Source organism: Pseudarthrobacter sp. IC2-21 (assembly GCF_034048115.1).
GTDB lineage: Bacteria > Actinomycetota > Actinomycetes > Actinomycetales > Micrococcaceae > Arthrobacter > Arthrobacter naphthalenicus.
The window spans coordinates 3,649,146-3,661,985 of the sequence record NZ_CP139145.1; the positions used below are offsets into that span (position 1 = coordinate 3,649,146).

General features: G+C 60.0%; 16 protein-coding genes. 11 read left to right on the forward strand and 5 right to left on the reverse strand.

What is annotated here, in order from left to right; translation table 11 throughout:
* Positions 1–81 precede the first annotated feature (81 nt).
* Positions 82–678, reverse strand: a complete 597-nt coding sequence (locus tag SBP01_RS16880; RefSeq protein WP_320536602.1) for a recombinase family protein — start codon at positions 676–678, stop codon at positions 82–84.
* Positions 679–833: 155 nt separating this feature from the next.
* Between SBP01_RS16880 and SBP01_RS16885 the strand changes: the two genes are divergently transcribed.
* Positions 834–2,258, forward strand: coding sequence for an IS1380 family transposase (locus tag SBP01_RS16885; RefSeq protein WP_275216645.1), 1,425 nt, complete (start codon positions 834–836; stop codon positions 2,256–2,258).
* A gap of 499 nt (positions 2,259–2,757) precedes the next feature.
* Here SBP01_RS16885 and SBP01_RS16890 read toward each other — a convergent pair whose 3' ends face one another.
* The gene (locus SBP01_RS16890; protein WP_320536603.1) at positions 2,758–3,285 is read right to left on the reverse strand and encodes an AAA family ATPase; all 528 of its coding nucleotides are present in this window, start codon (positions 3,283–3,285) and stop codon (positions 2,758–2,760) included.
* Positions 3,286–3,500: 215 nt separating this feature from the next.
* Here SBP01_RS16890 and SBP01_RS16895 point away from each other — a divergent pair, with 215 nt between their 5' ends.
* The 6 genes from SBP01_RS16895 to SBP01_RS16920 all read left to right on the forward strand — a co-directional run bounded on the left by SBP01_RS16895 (position 3,501) and on the right by SBP01_RS16920 (position 7,088).
* A complete protein-coding gene (locus SBP01_RS16895; protein WP_320536604.1) occupies positions 3,501–3,749 on the forward strand; it encodes a hypothetical protein in 249 nt (82 codons plus the stop codon).
* 183 nt (positions 3,750–3,932) lie between these two features.
* Positions 3,933–4,157, forward strand: a complete 225-nt coding sequence (locus tag SBP01_RS16900) for a hypothetical protein (protein WP_320536605.1) — start codon at positions 3,933–3,935, stop codon at positions 4,155–4,157.
* 165 nt (positions 4,158–4,322) lie between these two features.
* Entirely contained in the window at positions 4,323–4,907 is a 585-nt protein-coding gene (locus SBP01_RS16905; RefSeq protein WP_320536606.1) for a sigma-70 family RNA polymerase sigma factor, read from the forward strand.
* Positions 4,904–5,734, forward strand: coding sequence for a peptidase M56 family protein (locus tag SBP01_RS16910; protein WP_320536607.1), 831 nt, complete (start codon positions 4,904–4,906; stop codon positions 5,732–5,734). The genes SBP01_RS16905 and SBP01_RS16910 overlap by 4 nt, the downstream gene beginning before the upstream one ends.
* Before the next feature lie 171 nt (positions 5,735–5,905).
* Entirely contained in the window at positions 5,906–6,604 is a 699-nt protein-coding gene (gene lepB / locus SBP01_RS16915) for a signal peptidase I (protein WP_320536608.1), read from the forward strand.
* A 79-nt stretch (positions 6,605–6,683) separates the two neighbouring features.
* Complete coding sequence (locus tag SBP01_RS16920) at positions 6,684–7,088, forward strand: SHOCT domain-containing protein (RefSeq protein ID WP_320536609.1); 405 nt, start codon at positions 6,684–6,686, stop codon at positions 7,086–7,088.
* Positions 7,089–7,140: 52 nt separating this feature from the next.
* On the opposite strand, the gene SBP01_RS16925 is transcribed toward SBP01_RS16920, so the two are convergent.
* On the reverse strand, positions 7,141–7,431 hold the full coding sequence (locus tag SBP01_RS16925) for a hypothetical protein (RefSeq protein WP_320536610.1): 291 nt from the start codon (positions 7,429–7,431) through the stop codon (positions 7,141–7,143).
* An 879-nt stretch (positions 7,432–8,310) separates the two neighbouring features.
* Between SBP01_RS16925 and SBP01_RS16930 the strand changes: the two genes are divergently transcribed.
* On the forward strand, positions 8,311–9,033 hold the full coding sequence (locus SBP01_RS16930; protein ID WP_320536611.1) for an AAA family ATPase: 723 nt from the start codon (positions 8,311–8,313) through the stop codon (positions 9,031–9,033).
* 73 nt (positions 9,034–9,106) lie between these two features.
* Here SBP01_RS16930 and SBP01_RS16935 read toward each other — a convergent pair whose 3' ends face one another.
* Positions 9,107–9,439: a hypothetical protein gene (locus tag SBP01_RS16935; protein WP_320536612.1), complete on the reverse strand. Its 333-nt coding sequence runs from the start codon at positions 9,437–9,439 to the stop codon at positions 9,107–9,109.
* A 1,283-nt stretch (positions 9,440–10,722) separates the two neighbouring features.
* Here SBP01_RS16935 and SBP01_RS16940 point away from each other — a divergent pair.
* The 3 genes from SBP01_RS16940 to SBP01_RS16950 all read left to right on the forward strand — a co-directional run bounded on the left by SBP01_RS16940 (position 10,723) and on the right by SBP01_RS16950 (position 12,472).
* Positions 10,723–11,055 (forward strand): PadR family transcriptional regulator, encoded by a 333-nt coding sequence (locus SBP01_RS16940; RefSeq protein WP_320536613.1) that lies wholly within the window; start codon positions 10,723–10,725, stop codon positions 11,053–11,055.
* A 104-nt stretch (positions 11,056–11,159) separates the two neighbouring features.
* Complete coding sequence (locus SBP01_RS16945) at positions 11,160–11,717, forward strand: hypothetical protein (RefSeq protein ID WP_320536614.1); 558 nt, start codon at positions 11,160–11,162, stop codon at positions 11,715–11,717.
* Positions 11,718–12,217: 500 nt separating this feature from the next.
* A complete protein-coding gene (locus SBP01_RS16950; RefSeq protein ID WP_320536615.1) occupies positions 12,218–12,472 on the forward strand; it encodes a DUF4190 domain-containing protein in 255 nt (84 codons plus the stop codon).
* A gap of 65 nt (positions 12,473–12,537) precedes the next feature.
* Here the strand turns inward: SBP01_RS16950 and SBP01_RS16955 are convergent, their stop codons facing one another.
* Positions 12,538–12,798 (reverse strand): hypothetical protein, encoded by a 261-nt coding sequence (locus tag SBP01_RS16955; protein WP_320536616.1) that lies wholly within the window; start codon positions 12,796–12,798, stop codon positions 12,538–12,540.
* Between the last annotated feature and the right edge of the window lie 42 nt (positions 12,799–12,840).

The following is a 12,840-nucleotide window of genomic DNA, read 5'->3' on the forward strand; positions in this document are numbered from 1 at the left end:
CTGTCCCTTCGCACGCTGATTCAGGGATGTCATTTTTCCGACGTCGTCTGCACAAAGCACCATCGCGCCGGACCTGTGGTGCTAAACGGCACCCTGTTGGTCAGCAAGTGCTCTTGATCGCCTATAGAAGGTTGCTCGGGACATACCGAAATCCCGGGCGACCTGCGCCGCGGGCTCTCCGCCATTGACCAGGCGAACAGCGCTTCTGATCTGACTATCAGTGACCCGGCGGGGTCGGCCGCCAAGGTCCTTGCCGGCTTCTCTTCGCTTGTTGATGGAATCTGTGACGCGTTCGCGTTTGATCTCGTGTTCCATCTGGGCGAGGGCAGCCATGATCGTGAACACCATAGAGCCCATCGGTGTTGATGTGTCGACATCGCCTCCGCCCAGGTTCAGGACGCGCAGACCCGCGCCGCGGCTGCGGAGTTCGTCAGCGAGAGCGAGCATGTTTTGGGTGGACCGCCCGAGCCTGTCCAAGGTTGTGATGACGAGGGTGTCGCCCTCCATGAGCGCGTCAAGTGCTTCATCGAATTTTGGCCGTGAAGCGCGTGCTCCGGATACGCCGTGGTCAACATAGAGGTCATCGCGTCGAACGCCGGCGGCGAGTAGATCCACCCGCTGCCGGTCCGTGGACTGCTGCCGCGTCGAAACCCGTGCATAGCCAATAAGCTTCGACATGCCTGCCTCCGAGTGTGTGCCGTAACTAATGATTAGCCCGGGGTTTTCATGGGGGTGCCGCTGGGTTGGCGTGTTAATCAGGGAAAGGGTGCTCTGAGCTGGGAAAATAGTGGTTGTCGAGACCGTTATTTGCCGAGCGAGGGAGCACCCTTTCGATGCAGAAGTCTACCGCTGTTTTCCCGTCCCTGCCGGTCAGTTTCACCGGCCAGTCGCTGATCTCCCACGCGGGGGTTTCGGTGCTCGCCGGCTTCATGGACGCGCTGGGTTTCGGCAGGCTGTGCGAGGACCGGCTCGGCCAGTTTGTTCCCTCGGGAGCGAAGCACCGGCCTGGCCGGCTGGTCGGGTCCCTTGCCGCGATGCTCGCCGCGGGAGGTGAACACGCCTCGGACCTGGATATCCTGCGCTCCTCACCCGGGGTCTTCGGTCAGCTGCCCTCGAACGCGACCATGTCCCGGTTCTTCGAACGCACCGTGGCGAACCCGGAGCTGTTCGGCTACGGATTCGAGACCCTCACCCGGGAACTGCGCACCCGGGCCTGGACCGCCGCCGGGAACCGGAACCCGGCCCTGACCGCAACAGCCGCGGATCCGCTCATCATCGACATCGACGCGACCCTGGTGACCTCACACTCGGACAAGGAAAACGTCGCCGGTACCTACAAGGGCGGCTACGGATTCGCCCCCTTCATCGCCAGCGCCGATTACGGGGCCGGTAATGGTTCCGGGGAAATCCTCGCGGCCGTGCTCCGGCCAGGGAACGCCGGGGCGAACAGCGCCGAGGACCACATCCGGGTCTTCCACACCGCCGCCGCCCAACTCCCCGACGGGTTCTTCACCGACACCGGGGCCTTGGCCGGGGAGAAGGTCCTGGTCCGCACCGACAGTGCCGGGGCCTCCAGGAAGTTCCTCTGGCACCTGCACAGCCTGGGCGTGCAGTTCACCACCAGCTACACCCTGCCGTTCGGCAAAGCCCACATGGTCGACTGGATCAGTGACAAAGAGTACTGGCAGCCGGCCCTGGACCAGTCCGGAAACGACCGGACCGATGCGTGGGTCATCAACGCCACGGACGTCATCCCGCTCACCGATTACCCTCCGGGCACCAAACTTTTCCTGCGCGCCGAGCCGCTGCATCCGGGCGCGCAGCCGACCCTGGTCGATGTTGACGGGCACCGGATTACCGCGTTCCTGACCAACTCGCCGCGCTGGCACGGGCCGTTCCTGGACGCCAGGCACCGGGCCCGGGGCCGGTGCGAGAACAGGATCAAAACCCTGAAAAACACCGGCCTGGGCAAGCTGCCGTTCTTTGATTTCGCGGCGAACCAGGCCTGGGCGAACATCGCCGCGCTGGCGTTCAACCTGGTGTCCTGGCTCCAGCTCGCCGCCCTCCCGGACGGCCACCGGGCCAAGGGCTGGGACATCAAACGCTGGCGCTACCGGCTCTTCGCGATTGCCGGGAAAATCATCACCCGCGCCCGCCGCACCCAGCTCCTACTCCCGGAATCAGCGCCAGAGAAAGACCTCGTGAAACTGCTCCTAGACAACACCAGCCAGCTCAAAGTGTTGCTCTCCCCAGGCTGAAACAGGGCCTTTACCCTGTCCCGACGAGCAGCTCCCTCACCGGAAGTGGAACCGGCGCCAACCCAGCGAACCAACAGGCCACACCAGACTGCCCGAAAACAGAAAACAAAACTCGGATCAGCCGCAGGCGCAAAACCGCGACCGTCACGGCGCATCATGAAAAATCGGGGTTAGTATGCCGATTCCACCAAAAGGTTTCGAGACGTAGTTGCGAGAATGCCCTGGTGTTGGGAAGGCCATGTGATGGGCACAGGAACTAGGAAACCCTGGGACGCGTTGCTTTTCTCGGGACCGGACGCCTCGTATCTCAAGGGTTACGAGACGGCAGATGTTGCATTTGGGGCATCCTGGCCGGGCATCCAATCGGGCGGGCTATACGGGGCATGTCGGCTCCAACAACTCAAGAGCAAGTCAGAAGTCGTCTGCACAAATTTCGCTACTCGCCTGCACAGCCATTTGACGTCAGAAAAGCCCATGCAGAAACACGCTAGCGGACCGGCTAACGGGCGGAGTCTCCTACTGCTCCACTCAAGGCCAGGATCTCGTCGACAACGTGCGCGAGCGGAGCGGTGGCGTTGATGGCGATGCCACCTCGCGGAATGTCCGCCTTTGTGCGATGCAACCGGAGTATGAGGTCCCGTTCCGCTTGCCGGCCTTGTCCGCCCCACTCGTCGTCCCCCCGGTCGTCGAGCCGGCGAGCCAAGGTTTCGGTGTCGATTTCGAGCACGAAGACGCGGTTGAACAGATCAATAAACTTCGCGAAGTTTCGCGATCCCCCACACAAGAACGTCACCGCCTCGCGCTGATCTGCGACGAGCGCCTTCACTTTGTCGACGCACCAAAGGTGGTGATCGTGAATGGCAAGACCAGTGACGTCCTCCATCGGTGCCCCGGTCTCCGGATCACCTTGGTACGCGAGTTCGCGATCGCCGTGAACGACGTGGTAACCGCGCCTTGCCAACTCCTCGCACACAGAGGTTTTCCCGGTTCCGGAGCTTCCTTCAATGAGGAAGTTTCTCTTGCCCATAGTGAATGGTAGTCAGACAATGCACCACGCGAGCGTTCGGGGATCGCACTCCGCCCTCCCTCTCACTAGGCATTCAGCAGAGGGGCCCGACGATCCCGTGAGCGTCGCCGAGTGCGCAGTAAAGAATCAGGAATTGTTCGCACCGTACCGACACCCCTATGCCGCAGGCTACGCGACCAATAAGATAGGGCCATCCGCAGAAGGAAAGAGATGCCATGCCAAATGCAGTACATGCGTGGTTTGGAAAGGCAGCGAGATTTCCGAAACAATCCACGTCAGATCTGCGCTGGCTAAAAAATGCTTACGTCATTTTTGGCATCGGCACTTTGTTGCTGTCCCTTATCTGGTTCCCAGGATGGCAGACAGCCGCGTGGGTTGTGGTTACTATCGGCTGGTTTTATCAGTCCGCTTTGGCTAGGAAAGAGATCCGCCGCCGCGAGGCGGAAACGGCCCTGTCGGACTAGTTCCGCTAAACACCTTCTTGTGCGGGAGTCGGCGCCAGAGACTGTGCAAGATGCCGGGCTGCGTCCAGGTCGAACCATTCCGCCCGGTAAGGGTTCGGCTTACCGGACGAAGGATTTCTGGAGATGTGGCCGGTGAGGATCCGTGCGGCTATCCGGGGGACGCCGTGATCAATAGGATGAGGCATGAGCAAGACGACGAAGCGCACGATATGGGTGGTCTGGTTCCTTATTATGTGTTGGATCGCTTACCAGGTCTTCGGATGGCTTGGCGTTCTCTTCCTCGTGGCGGCCGGAGCAATTGGAGGCCTCTCAACAATCTTCATCAATCGGAAGGTCAAGCGAGACGAGCAAGTCGCACGATTCCGAAATCAGCCCGATCAGGTGAAAGGCCTTCCGTCTGAAGAGTAGTTCCACACCAGGTTGACCTGAAACCGTCCTGTTGAGGGTTCCTCCATCTGAATGCCACCAAGGGCGAGTCGCAGCCTAAGGGGGCGGGTTCGCAGCAGTTCAAGGCTTTCAAAAGATTCTTTCGGCTTTGTGAAACCTTTTGGCGGTTCCCGGACAATACAGGGCATGGGGAACGTTGAAGCCGACGACGGCGGGCTGTGGGCAAGAAGCCTTGAGGGTGAGGGCGAAGCTTTCGGTTTGCTGTTTGACCGGCACCGAGATCGAGTCTTCCGTCACGCATACCGATTGGCCGGGGAGCGGCACGACGCCGAGGACATCATGTCTACGGCGTTCCTGGAACTGTGGCGCCGCCGGCTAAGGGTCCGGATCGTTGACGGGTCAGTTCTGCCGTGGCTGCTGGTCACGACAACGAACGTGGCCCGCAACAGTAAACGGGCGGCGTTTCGCTACCGCAAGCTCCTAGACTCCCTCCCACGGGCAGATGGGATCTCCAATGCCAACGATGACTTCTTTCTGCAGGCAGAGATGGACCAGGACGCTGCCAGGGCTCTGGCCACACTCAGCACGGCCGATCTGCAGCTGGTGAGCCTGGTGGTGTTCGAGGAATACACCATCGCAGCCGCTGCAGCTGTCCTGAACCTGACGCCGGCTGCGGCGAAGTCCCGCATGCACCGGGCCCGGCAAAGAATGAAAACGGCAATCAACGCAGCCTTACAGCCTTCACCCGCTTTGGAAGGAGACCGGTCATGAACCAGCTTCACGTGGACGACACGTTCAGTCAGGCCCTGCGCGCCGAGCTAGTCGCAAGGGTCGAAAAGACCTCCCCTACTCGGAAACCCAAACGCACTCGCGTCTGGTTAGGGGCGAGCATTCTCGCCGGCGCTGGAGTCCTCGGTGGTGTAGGTGCCGCCGCTGCCGGGCTGTTCTTCGTGCCCGGCTCCCCGCGCGTTTCACCGTTGTCCACCCCCGTCAGTTCTACCTACGAGGGGACCGCCACCGTCGAACTCGGCGAGCCTCCCGAAGGCACAACAGGGATCCAGATGGACTTCACCTGCCTGACCGCAGGGCGGTTCCAATACCAGGACGGCTCCGCCAGCACATGCTCGGCGGCAGATGCAGGCACGACCGGGGGCTGGTCCGGGTACCTGGTCGAGCTTGGTCCCGGTCAACACAGCGTGACATTCACAACCGAGCCGGGAAACCGATGGCAGCTGACGGCCAAATACGTCAACGTCGAAATCACCGATTGGGGCACCAACGAGAACGGCAAATCCTACGGCGCCCAAAACGAAAACGGGACACCCGACATGATCGCAGTCATGGCCACCAATGGGACCCCTGGCTACGTCTATAGAACCGAGCTCGAGGAAGCCGACGGCACTACAGCCATGAAAACCTTCAAAAGCCCGCAGGATGCACTGGCCTGGCAGGAGGCCCGCCAAGGCAAATCAATCTCCGTCCCCGTCTACGACACGACCGGCAAAACAGTGGTTGGCGAGTTCGTTATCGCGCCTGGCAACGGCCAAGTAGGTGGAACGCCCACCGAGGGTTTCTTCCCCGGCGCTCCGGTCCGCTGAGAGTCCCCCCAGTTTGGCCACCCCAACGCATGTCGCTGTCCACGACGATATGCTCTGTGTGTCCGATCCTGGACACCGAGGTTCTTGGGGAGGACTACATGGCTGCCGACACATTGCATCCTTTGATTCTGGCGGCGGTAGTACTTGCTGCCTGTATTAGCAAGGTCGCGCATGCAACGTGCTGAGTCCCGCCTAAGCCCGTTCCTAGGGTGGGCAAAGGAAATAGCAGCGGTTGTCGTGATCGCGGTCGTACTTTCCTTTCTCATTAAGACATTCCTTTTCAGGGCGTTTTTCATCCCGTCGCCTTCCATGGCCAGCACCCTGGAAGTTGATGACAGGATCTTCGTGAACCTCATGGTGCCGGGACCATTCGACCTGACCCGCGGAGATGTGGTGGTATTCCGCGATACCAAGGCGTGGTTGCCCGCAAAGCCTGCCGGGGGTAGTACCGGCCCGGTTGGCTCAGTGTCGGAAGGCCTGACCTTTCTAGGGCTCCTCCCCGACACCTCGGAGCAGCACTTAGTGAAGCGGATCATTGGTCTCCCGGGTGACCACGTTGTTTGCTGCAGTACCAGCAGGCAGGTCACCGTCAACGGAGCCACATTGAACGAAACGTATATCAACTCTGTCGAGCCTGCCCGTGCCCAAGACTTCGACGTAATTGTCCCTGACGGGAAAATTTGGGTCATGGGCGACAACCGAAATCATTCTGCCGATTCACGCGCACACTTGGATGCCGACGGCGGTTTCATCGACATCGCTGACGTTGAAGGAAAGGCTGCAGTAACTGCATGGCCCCTCGACCGACTAAAGGTCCTGGACAACTACCCAGAAGTCTTCAGACACGTTCCTGCGCCGGAGTCCCGTTAGAGGTTGCAGTTGCGAACGCCTGCCCCTAACCAAGGTCCGCAGGATGTTCAAGAAGCGTTCGCAGGGCTATTCTCGGCAGATGAACGAACACTTGGTTTCGGCCGAGGCCGAGGGATACACATTTACGTTCGGCATTAGCCGAACGACGCTTCGGATAGCTGGGCTATGTGCTGTCGTTGCCGGGGCAATCCTTGCCGTCCTGAGCAACGCCACGGAGCCGTTTCGCGTCCCTCTGGGAATTGCCCTTGGAGTCCTTGCGGTCACCCTGCTAATCGCCTTCGCCGTCAACAGCTCATCACGGGCACATGAGCGAAGGCCAGCGCCGACTAAACGCATCAGGGAGCGCCAAGTGATGTTCGGCAAGATAACGGGTAAGAGGTCCCTGGCGGCGGAACTTGCCCTCCTTGCAGAACTCCATAGAAGTGGCGCGCTTTCTGACGAGGAATTTCGCGCCGCCAAACGCCGCATCCTTGGCGGCAGATAGCCCAGGAGTGCGCGCTCCCGATCGAGGAGTTGCTGTAGAGGTTGCTGATTGGCTACAGGGCCCGCCCTCGCCGGTCCCAATCAGCTCTCTTGGCCTCTTCCTCTTCCCAGAAATGGCCGTCCCGATGTCGAACGTACAAAAGGCGCCCCAGGTACACCACGCCTAGTGCCAGCCCTGTGACAGCTAGGTAATCCCCCAGATCCCAAACAGTTCCTGCGGCCAGGTTTATGACGATCACTACCAATTGCAGCGCGGTCCAGATCGACCACAGGACAAGCTGAAAGCGGAAGGCACCGCGAGTCATCTTGGGCTGCAATCGCCTAAGGGGTTCCGGCTCTGCCATGTGCCGAGGCTACAAGTCGTCGCGATATTTGGGAACACTCCGAGCATTCTCGTGCCGTCCACCATCACTGTTCGCCTGGGGATCCCCAAAAGGCTCCAGCCGCGGCGGCGGGGTAGCCCTATTCCGCACCGATCAATAGCATGAGGTGTGGCCACGCCAAGTGAGAGTTCAAAGTTGATCAGGCGCCTAACGGTAGTCCTGCTCGGTCTCTCTCTTTTCGCTACGTCTTGCGCCGGAACTGGGCCTGCGGGTCGGGCCGGCGAAGCTGCCCAGCCGCCCATGCAGGAGCCGACGCCAATCCAACCGCCTACTGGCTCACTGGTCAGTCCTGAATCTGCGCCTGCGGACGGAACGATCTCTCATGCGGCCAGCACGCTGAGTGGGGAGCTGGCAGGGGATGCTGAATTCGCCTCAGTCGAAGTGATCGAGGGGAACCGGATTATCGTTCATTGGCACGGCCCGGTGGGCGCGAAGCTACAGGACCTACTGGCCCGGTTTCCAAACGTCGACATTTCAGTCCAGACAGCAGCCTGTTCCCCCGGGCAACTCGCCGATTTTGCCAGCGAGCTGTTGGCCTCCGACCCTGCTGTGAACATCACTGCGGTATCGCCTGACGGTTCACACCTGACCCTCACGCTGGACGAATCAGTCAGGGCCGCATCGGACGTTGCAAGTCTGGAGCGCAAGTACTCGAAGGCAGCTGGGTGCCCGGTCAAAGTGGAATTCGGGGGTGTTGCCCCGCACGGCGGTTAATCCGCACTCAATACTGGACGCGGTAAGGCACCCCCAGCCTGCATCAGCAATCTCCGCGCGGTCTCCGCTAAAGGTTCGACTACTGCGTTGGGGCGGGACAGCGAGAGATGCCTGTAAGAATGGGGCATGCCCCCGCATAACTATCCGATCAGGCGGTTAGCCGAAGACCCGGCTCACGTTCTTGACCGCCAGCGGTGGCCAGCGATCCTGCCCCCTGTCGCCCAAGTTCTAGATCAAGGGCTCGATATGACCCCGGCCACTATCTTTGTAGGCGAAAATGGATCGGGAAAATCCACACTCGTGGAAGCCATTGCACTGGCCTACGGCCTGTCTCCTGAAGGCGGATCCACAGGGGCCCGTCACAGCACCAGATCCACTGAATCCATACTTGCCGATCACCTGCAGCTAGTTCGCAACGCCGGCGCCACAAGACGCGGCTACTTCCTGCGCGCCGAAACCATGCACGGCTTCTTCACCTACCTCGAGAAGAACCCGAGCACCTCGGGTCCGGACATCTCGTTCCACGACATGTCCCACGGCGAATCGTTCCTGGAACTGGCGATAGATCGATTCCGAGGACGCGGACTGTGGGTCCTCGATGAGCCGGAATCGGCGCTGTCCTTCGCGGGATGCCTCAGCCTCCTCGCGGTCTTGAAAGACCTCCTCGCCGAAGGCTCCTCGCAAGTCATCATGTCCACACACTCTCCGGTCCTTGCAGCACTTCCCGGCGCACAGATTCTCGAAGTCGGCCCCTGGGGACTTCGGCAGGAGAAATGGTCCGACCTCGATCTGGTTTCCAACTGGCGATCATTCCTGGACTCACCCGAAAGATACCTGCGACACCTTTAAGGCGAGCCCCGTCAGGGTTCCTGTAGGGAAGGCCAACATTGGACTTTGTTCAAGTCGTTTCGGGCCTGGCAGGTCACTCACTCTGGAAGCTCAGCGAGTCTGCTCCGCTCTTCCAGGTAAGAGTGCCTTGGCTGAGTGTCATTTCGATGGGCCGCTTCAGGAAGTCTGTTACCCACAAGTGGTGCTCGCCAGCGTTGACATCAGTACAGCCGGATGCGCCTGTCACGATGTCCTTCGCGGTGAGCGTGCTCCCCGTGATGGTAGCCAGACCACTCAACGGTGCGCACTCAGTTCGTACCCCAAGCATCAGTTGTCCGTTGACGGTATGCATGGAAGCTTTTAAACTGCCCGATGCCACCCAAGGCAAATCCTTGTCACCGGCCGTCCCGGAAACACTGGTGTACATCGCGCATGGTGCCGCCGGCAAAAATGCCGCGCATGTTTCCTCTGGTTGCGACGTGGGCGTTGAGGAAGCGGATCCAAGGGAACTCGACGCGGGTTCCACAGCTCCCTGTCCGCCTGGCATTGTCTCACCGCAGGAAGTCAGTAGCACTGTGAGAAGCATTGAGGAAACGAGTATTAGCCACAACCGATTGTGCTTCACTGTGCTCCTTTAAGGAGGACGCTGATCGGAGCATATAGGCCTCCTGCAGGTTTCCATCGAGGTTCCGTCTGAGGGCGGCCGCCCCTTCTCCTACTCCACTTCGGTGTCTCGAAACCTCCGTGCCTCGAATCGCTAGGTTCATGCGGCGGAGGCTTGCGGTCTTTCGGAACTTTGCGAGATCTGGGCCGTGGAGGGCTGCCCATCAGAAACGACGTCGCTAAAGTGGGTGTCGAATGTTCTCTGAATTATGGGCACTTGCCTCCATACATCGGCACTGAAACGGTGGAGGATTCCGCGGTCGTTCGATCTGTCACTCGGATAACTACGCAGGTCGGCCCCTGGACAAGGGTCATACCCGGAAACTGAGCGGCGCGATCATCACATGCCCTGACGGTGTAGGAATCTGGTAGGCCCAGCTGGCCTTCGCGAAGGGCTTCGCCGGATTCCCATTTTGCTGCAGAGGCAACTATCAAGGCGGCGTCAGGCGGCGATTCGACAGTAATGACTTGCTCCCCAGATCCTGCTTCCACGGAGATTGGCGTCTTCCAGGCACCGTATTCCTTCCCTTCGTTGCCTGTGTAGGGATAGCCATTCATCTGGTCCCGGATGGGCCAGGAATAGCTCGAAGGGCTGCCGGTCCACGAAAGAGATGAAACGCCCTCAGCTGTAGGAGCCTCGGGGGCTGGAAGTGCAGTACCTTCCCAGGCGTCTGCGCAGTTCAAGCTGGCAGCGAGCTGCGGCGCTAGATCCGACGTGCTTTCCTTCGGGACCGGCGGGGCCGGTGTGCAGCTCGTAAGTGCCATTGCGGCGATCAGCACCACTGTTTGTTTTCTCAGAATTGATCGCATACCTGCCCCCATTGAGCTATTGAACTGTAGTCAGGACACCATGGACAAGAGCAATTTCTCTCGGGATTCGTCGGCCGCTCGCAGCTGGAACGGTTTACCGAGAACTTTGTCCCTGTAGAGGTTCCTATATGCGCGGATGCCGTGCTCCGAGCGACAGGCCGTGGCCCTGTCCGTAGCGATGACTAGGAATTCGGAGGCAGGACTTGACTTCTAAATCTATATAGTTAGCTTTACTGCATGGAGAATTTGGGACGCGTAACGCCAGCCACCGCGCAGGTGTTGGAGGCGCTGCTGTCCGCGGAAAGCGTTTGGGGGCTCCAGATCGTTAAGGACACGGGCAAGAAGCCTGGGACGGTTTATCCGATTCTGGATCGCCTCGAATCGGCGGGGTGGGTTCAGGGGGAATGGGACACAACGGAGATCCGCAAAGGACCTCGTCGGCGTTATTACCGGCTGATGGCTGAAGCCCGTCCGTTGGCGCAACAGTACGTCAGAGAGCAGCAGTCAAAGCTCCCTTCGACACCCCGGCCGTCGCCTGCGATGCGTGTGAACCAGTGGTGCGGGGCATGAGACGGGATGAGGCCGTTCTGGCCGTTTGCGTGGCATTGACGCCGCGGCGGCTCCGGGCCCTCCGGGAAGAACAGTGGAGGGCGGATCTTCGGGATGGTCCCGGGATGGGCATATCAACATCTGCCCTGCTGCTTGGTGCGGTTTGTTCATCAGTGACCGCCAGGTTTCACGAGTCGCTACACCGCGGCGGCATCCTGCTGTCGCGTTTCGCCAAGGGGGAAAACATGAAACTTGTAATGTGCACGATGGGCGCGGCCGTAGTGATTATCGCGGCGGTAGCTGTTGGGATCCAGACGACTGCGAAGGCGGAGACGCCCTTGGTTAAAGCGCCAATGGAAAATCGCGGGATCGCCGGCTACGAGGGGTGGTGGAATTCAACCCCCGTCTCGGGAAATACCGAAGGGCTGCCGCAGGAAACGGTGGCCGTGAACACCACTACAGGCAAAATCGTCGACGCCAACAACAGGGCGAGAAACGACGCCGGCCAAGTCACATTGATCTCGGACGTCGACTTCGACGTCGTCCCCGACCCGAACTGGCCCGCAAGTTCAATAGTCATCATCGATACCGCTTCCGGCAAAGTCATCGAAGATTTCCTGGTTGACGAGAGAGGGGCTCCCATCATCTTCGATGAGAAAGGGCAGCCCATCCGGATACCCTAATTTCCGAATGGAAGTTGAAACCGGCAGTTCAGAGCTCCGGCTCAGCGCCGTCTCGGATTAACGGTTACGCGTGGACTTGAGACCGACTCTCAAGTCCATGTATGCGGTCCTGTGGAGGACGCCAACGGCGATTTCATCAATCTCGCTGACGTTGAGGGAAAGGCTCCAGCCACTGAATCCCCTCGGCCGACTAAAGGTCGTGGACAACTGCCCAGACGTCTTCAGGCAAGTTCCTGGGGCGGAGTCCCGTTAGAGGTTCCGTCGACGTCGGCCGGTGCCTTTTCCGCGTCCACTTCGGTCTCGAAACCTCTGCGCCTCGAAACTCTAGGGGTGCAAGACAGCCCACGGACTCATTGGGCGGCTGCAGACGGCCTTCCCGAAATGGAATTATTCAGGCCAGTCCTGTGCGGGCGGGGCCAGCTAGACTCACTCGTACTAACGAGGTTGGGGGAACCGAAACGAGTACGCCGATGGTGCCAGCTCGCACATCAACTGGTCGATTGAACAAGCTGGCCGTTGTAGCCGTCATTTTCGCCGTGATCGCCGCATCGGGATTGTGGGTATTCGGCGTTGCGGTCCTTGCTGTTTTTGCAGTTGGGGCCGGACACGTTGCCCTTAACCAGATCCCGCTGAGAGGCGAACGAGGCCGCGGGCTAGCTATTACTGCCCTGGCCATTGGGTATGGCATAGCCACGCTGGCATTGATCAACACTCTGGGGTACATACCGAGCTTGGTCCAGCAGTTCTCAAAGTAGTGCCAGCGGCGGAGGCGCACGGTCCCGCGGACGGTTCCCCTGAGGGATGCCTCCGGCGTGAACGGTCAGAAGAGCTCTTCACCACGAAGAACTCTTTCGAGATCGGCGCGGCTGAGACCCGCGGTATCCACCATCCAATTCGTCCCATAACCAGCGCCGCTTGAAGTGCGGATGGCAACGCCAAGATCGAGCGCAGCCTTCCTGCAGGCGTCCGTTGCCTCGCGCAATGTGTTCGCAGCTTCCTGCACCGGCAGCCTCACATCATCGGGCGGGACAGTAAGTCGTGCATTGCTGTCATCAATGTTGAAACTCCAGTCTGAGTTCACTTTCTTTCCCACTTTTTAGTCGGCAGAACATGGACAGAATAA

Bases quoted from the DNA above. Each gene is read 5' to 3' on its own strand.
- SBP01_RS16880 (WP_320536602.1), bottom strand. From the start codon at position 678: ATGTCGAAGCTTATTGGCTATGCACGGGTTTCGACGCGGCAGCAGTCC.
- SBP01_RS16885 (WP_275216645.1), top strand. From the start codon at position 834: ATGCAGAAGTCTACCGCTGTTTTCCCGTCCCTGCCGGTCAGTTTCACC.
- SBP01_RS16890 (WP_320536603.1), bottom strand. From the start codon at position 3,285: ATGGGCAAGAGAAACTTCCTCATTGAAGGAAGCTCCGGAACCGGGAAA.
- SBP01_RS16895 (WP_320536604.1), top strand. From the start codon at position 3,501: ATGCCAAATGCAGTACATGCGTGGTTTGGAAAGGCAGCGAGATTTCCG.
- SBP01_RS16900 (WP_320536605.1), top strand. From the start codon at position 3,933: ATGAGCAAGACGACGAAGCGCACGATATGGGTGGTCTGGTTCCTTATT.
- SBP01_RS16905 (WP_320536606.1), top strand. From the start codon at position 4,323: ATGGGGAACGTTGAAGCCGACGACGGCGGGCTGTGGGCAAGAAGCCTT.
- SBP01_RS16910 (WP_320536607.1), top strand. From the start codon at position 4,904: ATGAACCAGCTTCACGTGGACGACACGTTCAGTCAGGCCCTGCGCGCC.
- lepB (WP_320536608.1), top strand. From the start codon at position 5,906: ATGCAACGTGCTGAGTCCCGCCTAAGCCCGTTCCTAGGGTGGGCAAAG.
- SBP01_RS16920 (WP_320536609.1), top strand. From the start codon at position 6,684: ATGAACGAACACTTGGTTTCGGCCGAGGCCGAGGGATACACATTTACG.
- SBP01_RS16925 (WP_320536610.1), bottom strand. From the start codon at position 7,431: ATGGCAGAGCCGGAACCCCTTAGGCGATTGCAGCCCAAGATGACTCGC.
- SBP01_RS16930 (WP_320536611.1), top strand. From the start codon at position 8,311: ATGCCCCCGCATAACTATCCGATCAGGCGGTTAGCCGAAGACCCGGCT.
- SBP01_RS16935 (WP_320536612.1), bottom strand. From the start codon at position 9,439: ATGTACACCAGTGTTTCCGGGACGGCCGGTGACAAGGATTTGCCTTGG.
- SBP01_RS16940 (WP_320536613.1), top strand. From the start codon at position 10,723: ATGGAGAATTTGGGACGCGTAACGCCAGCCACCGCGCAGGTGTTGGAG.
- SBP01_RS16945 (WP_320536614.1), top strand. From the start codon at position 11,160: ATGGGCATATCAACATCTGCCCTGCTGCTTGGTGCGGTTTGTTCATCA.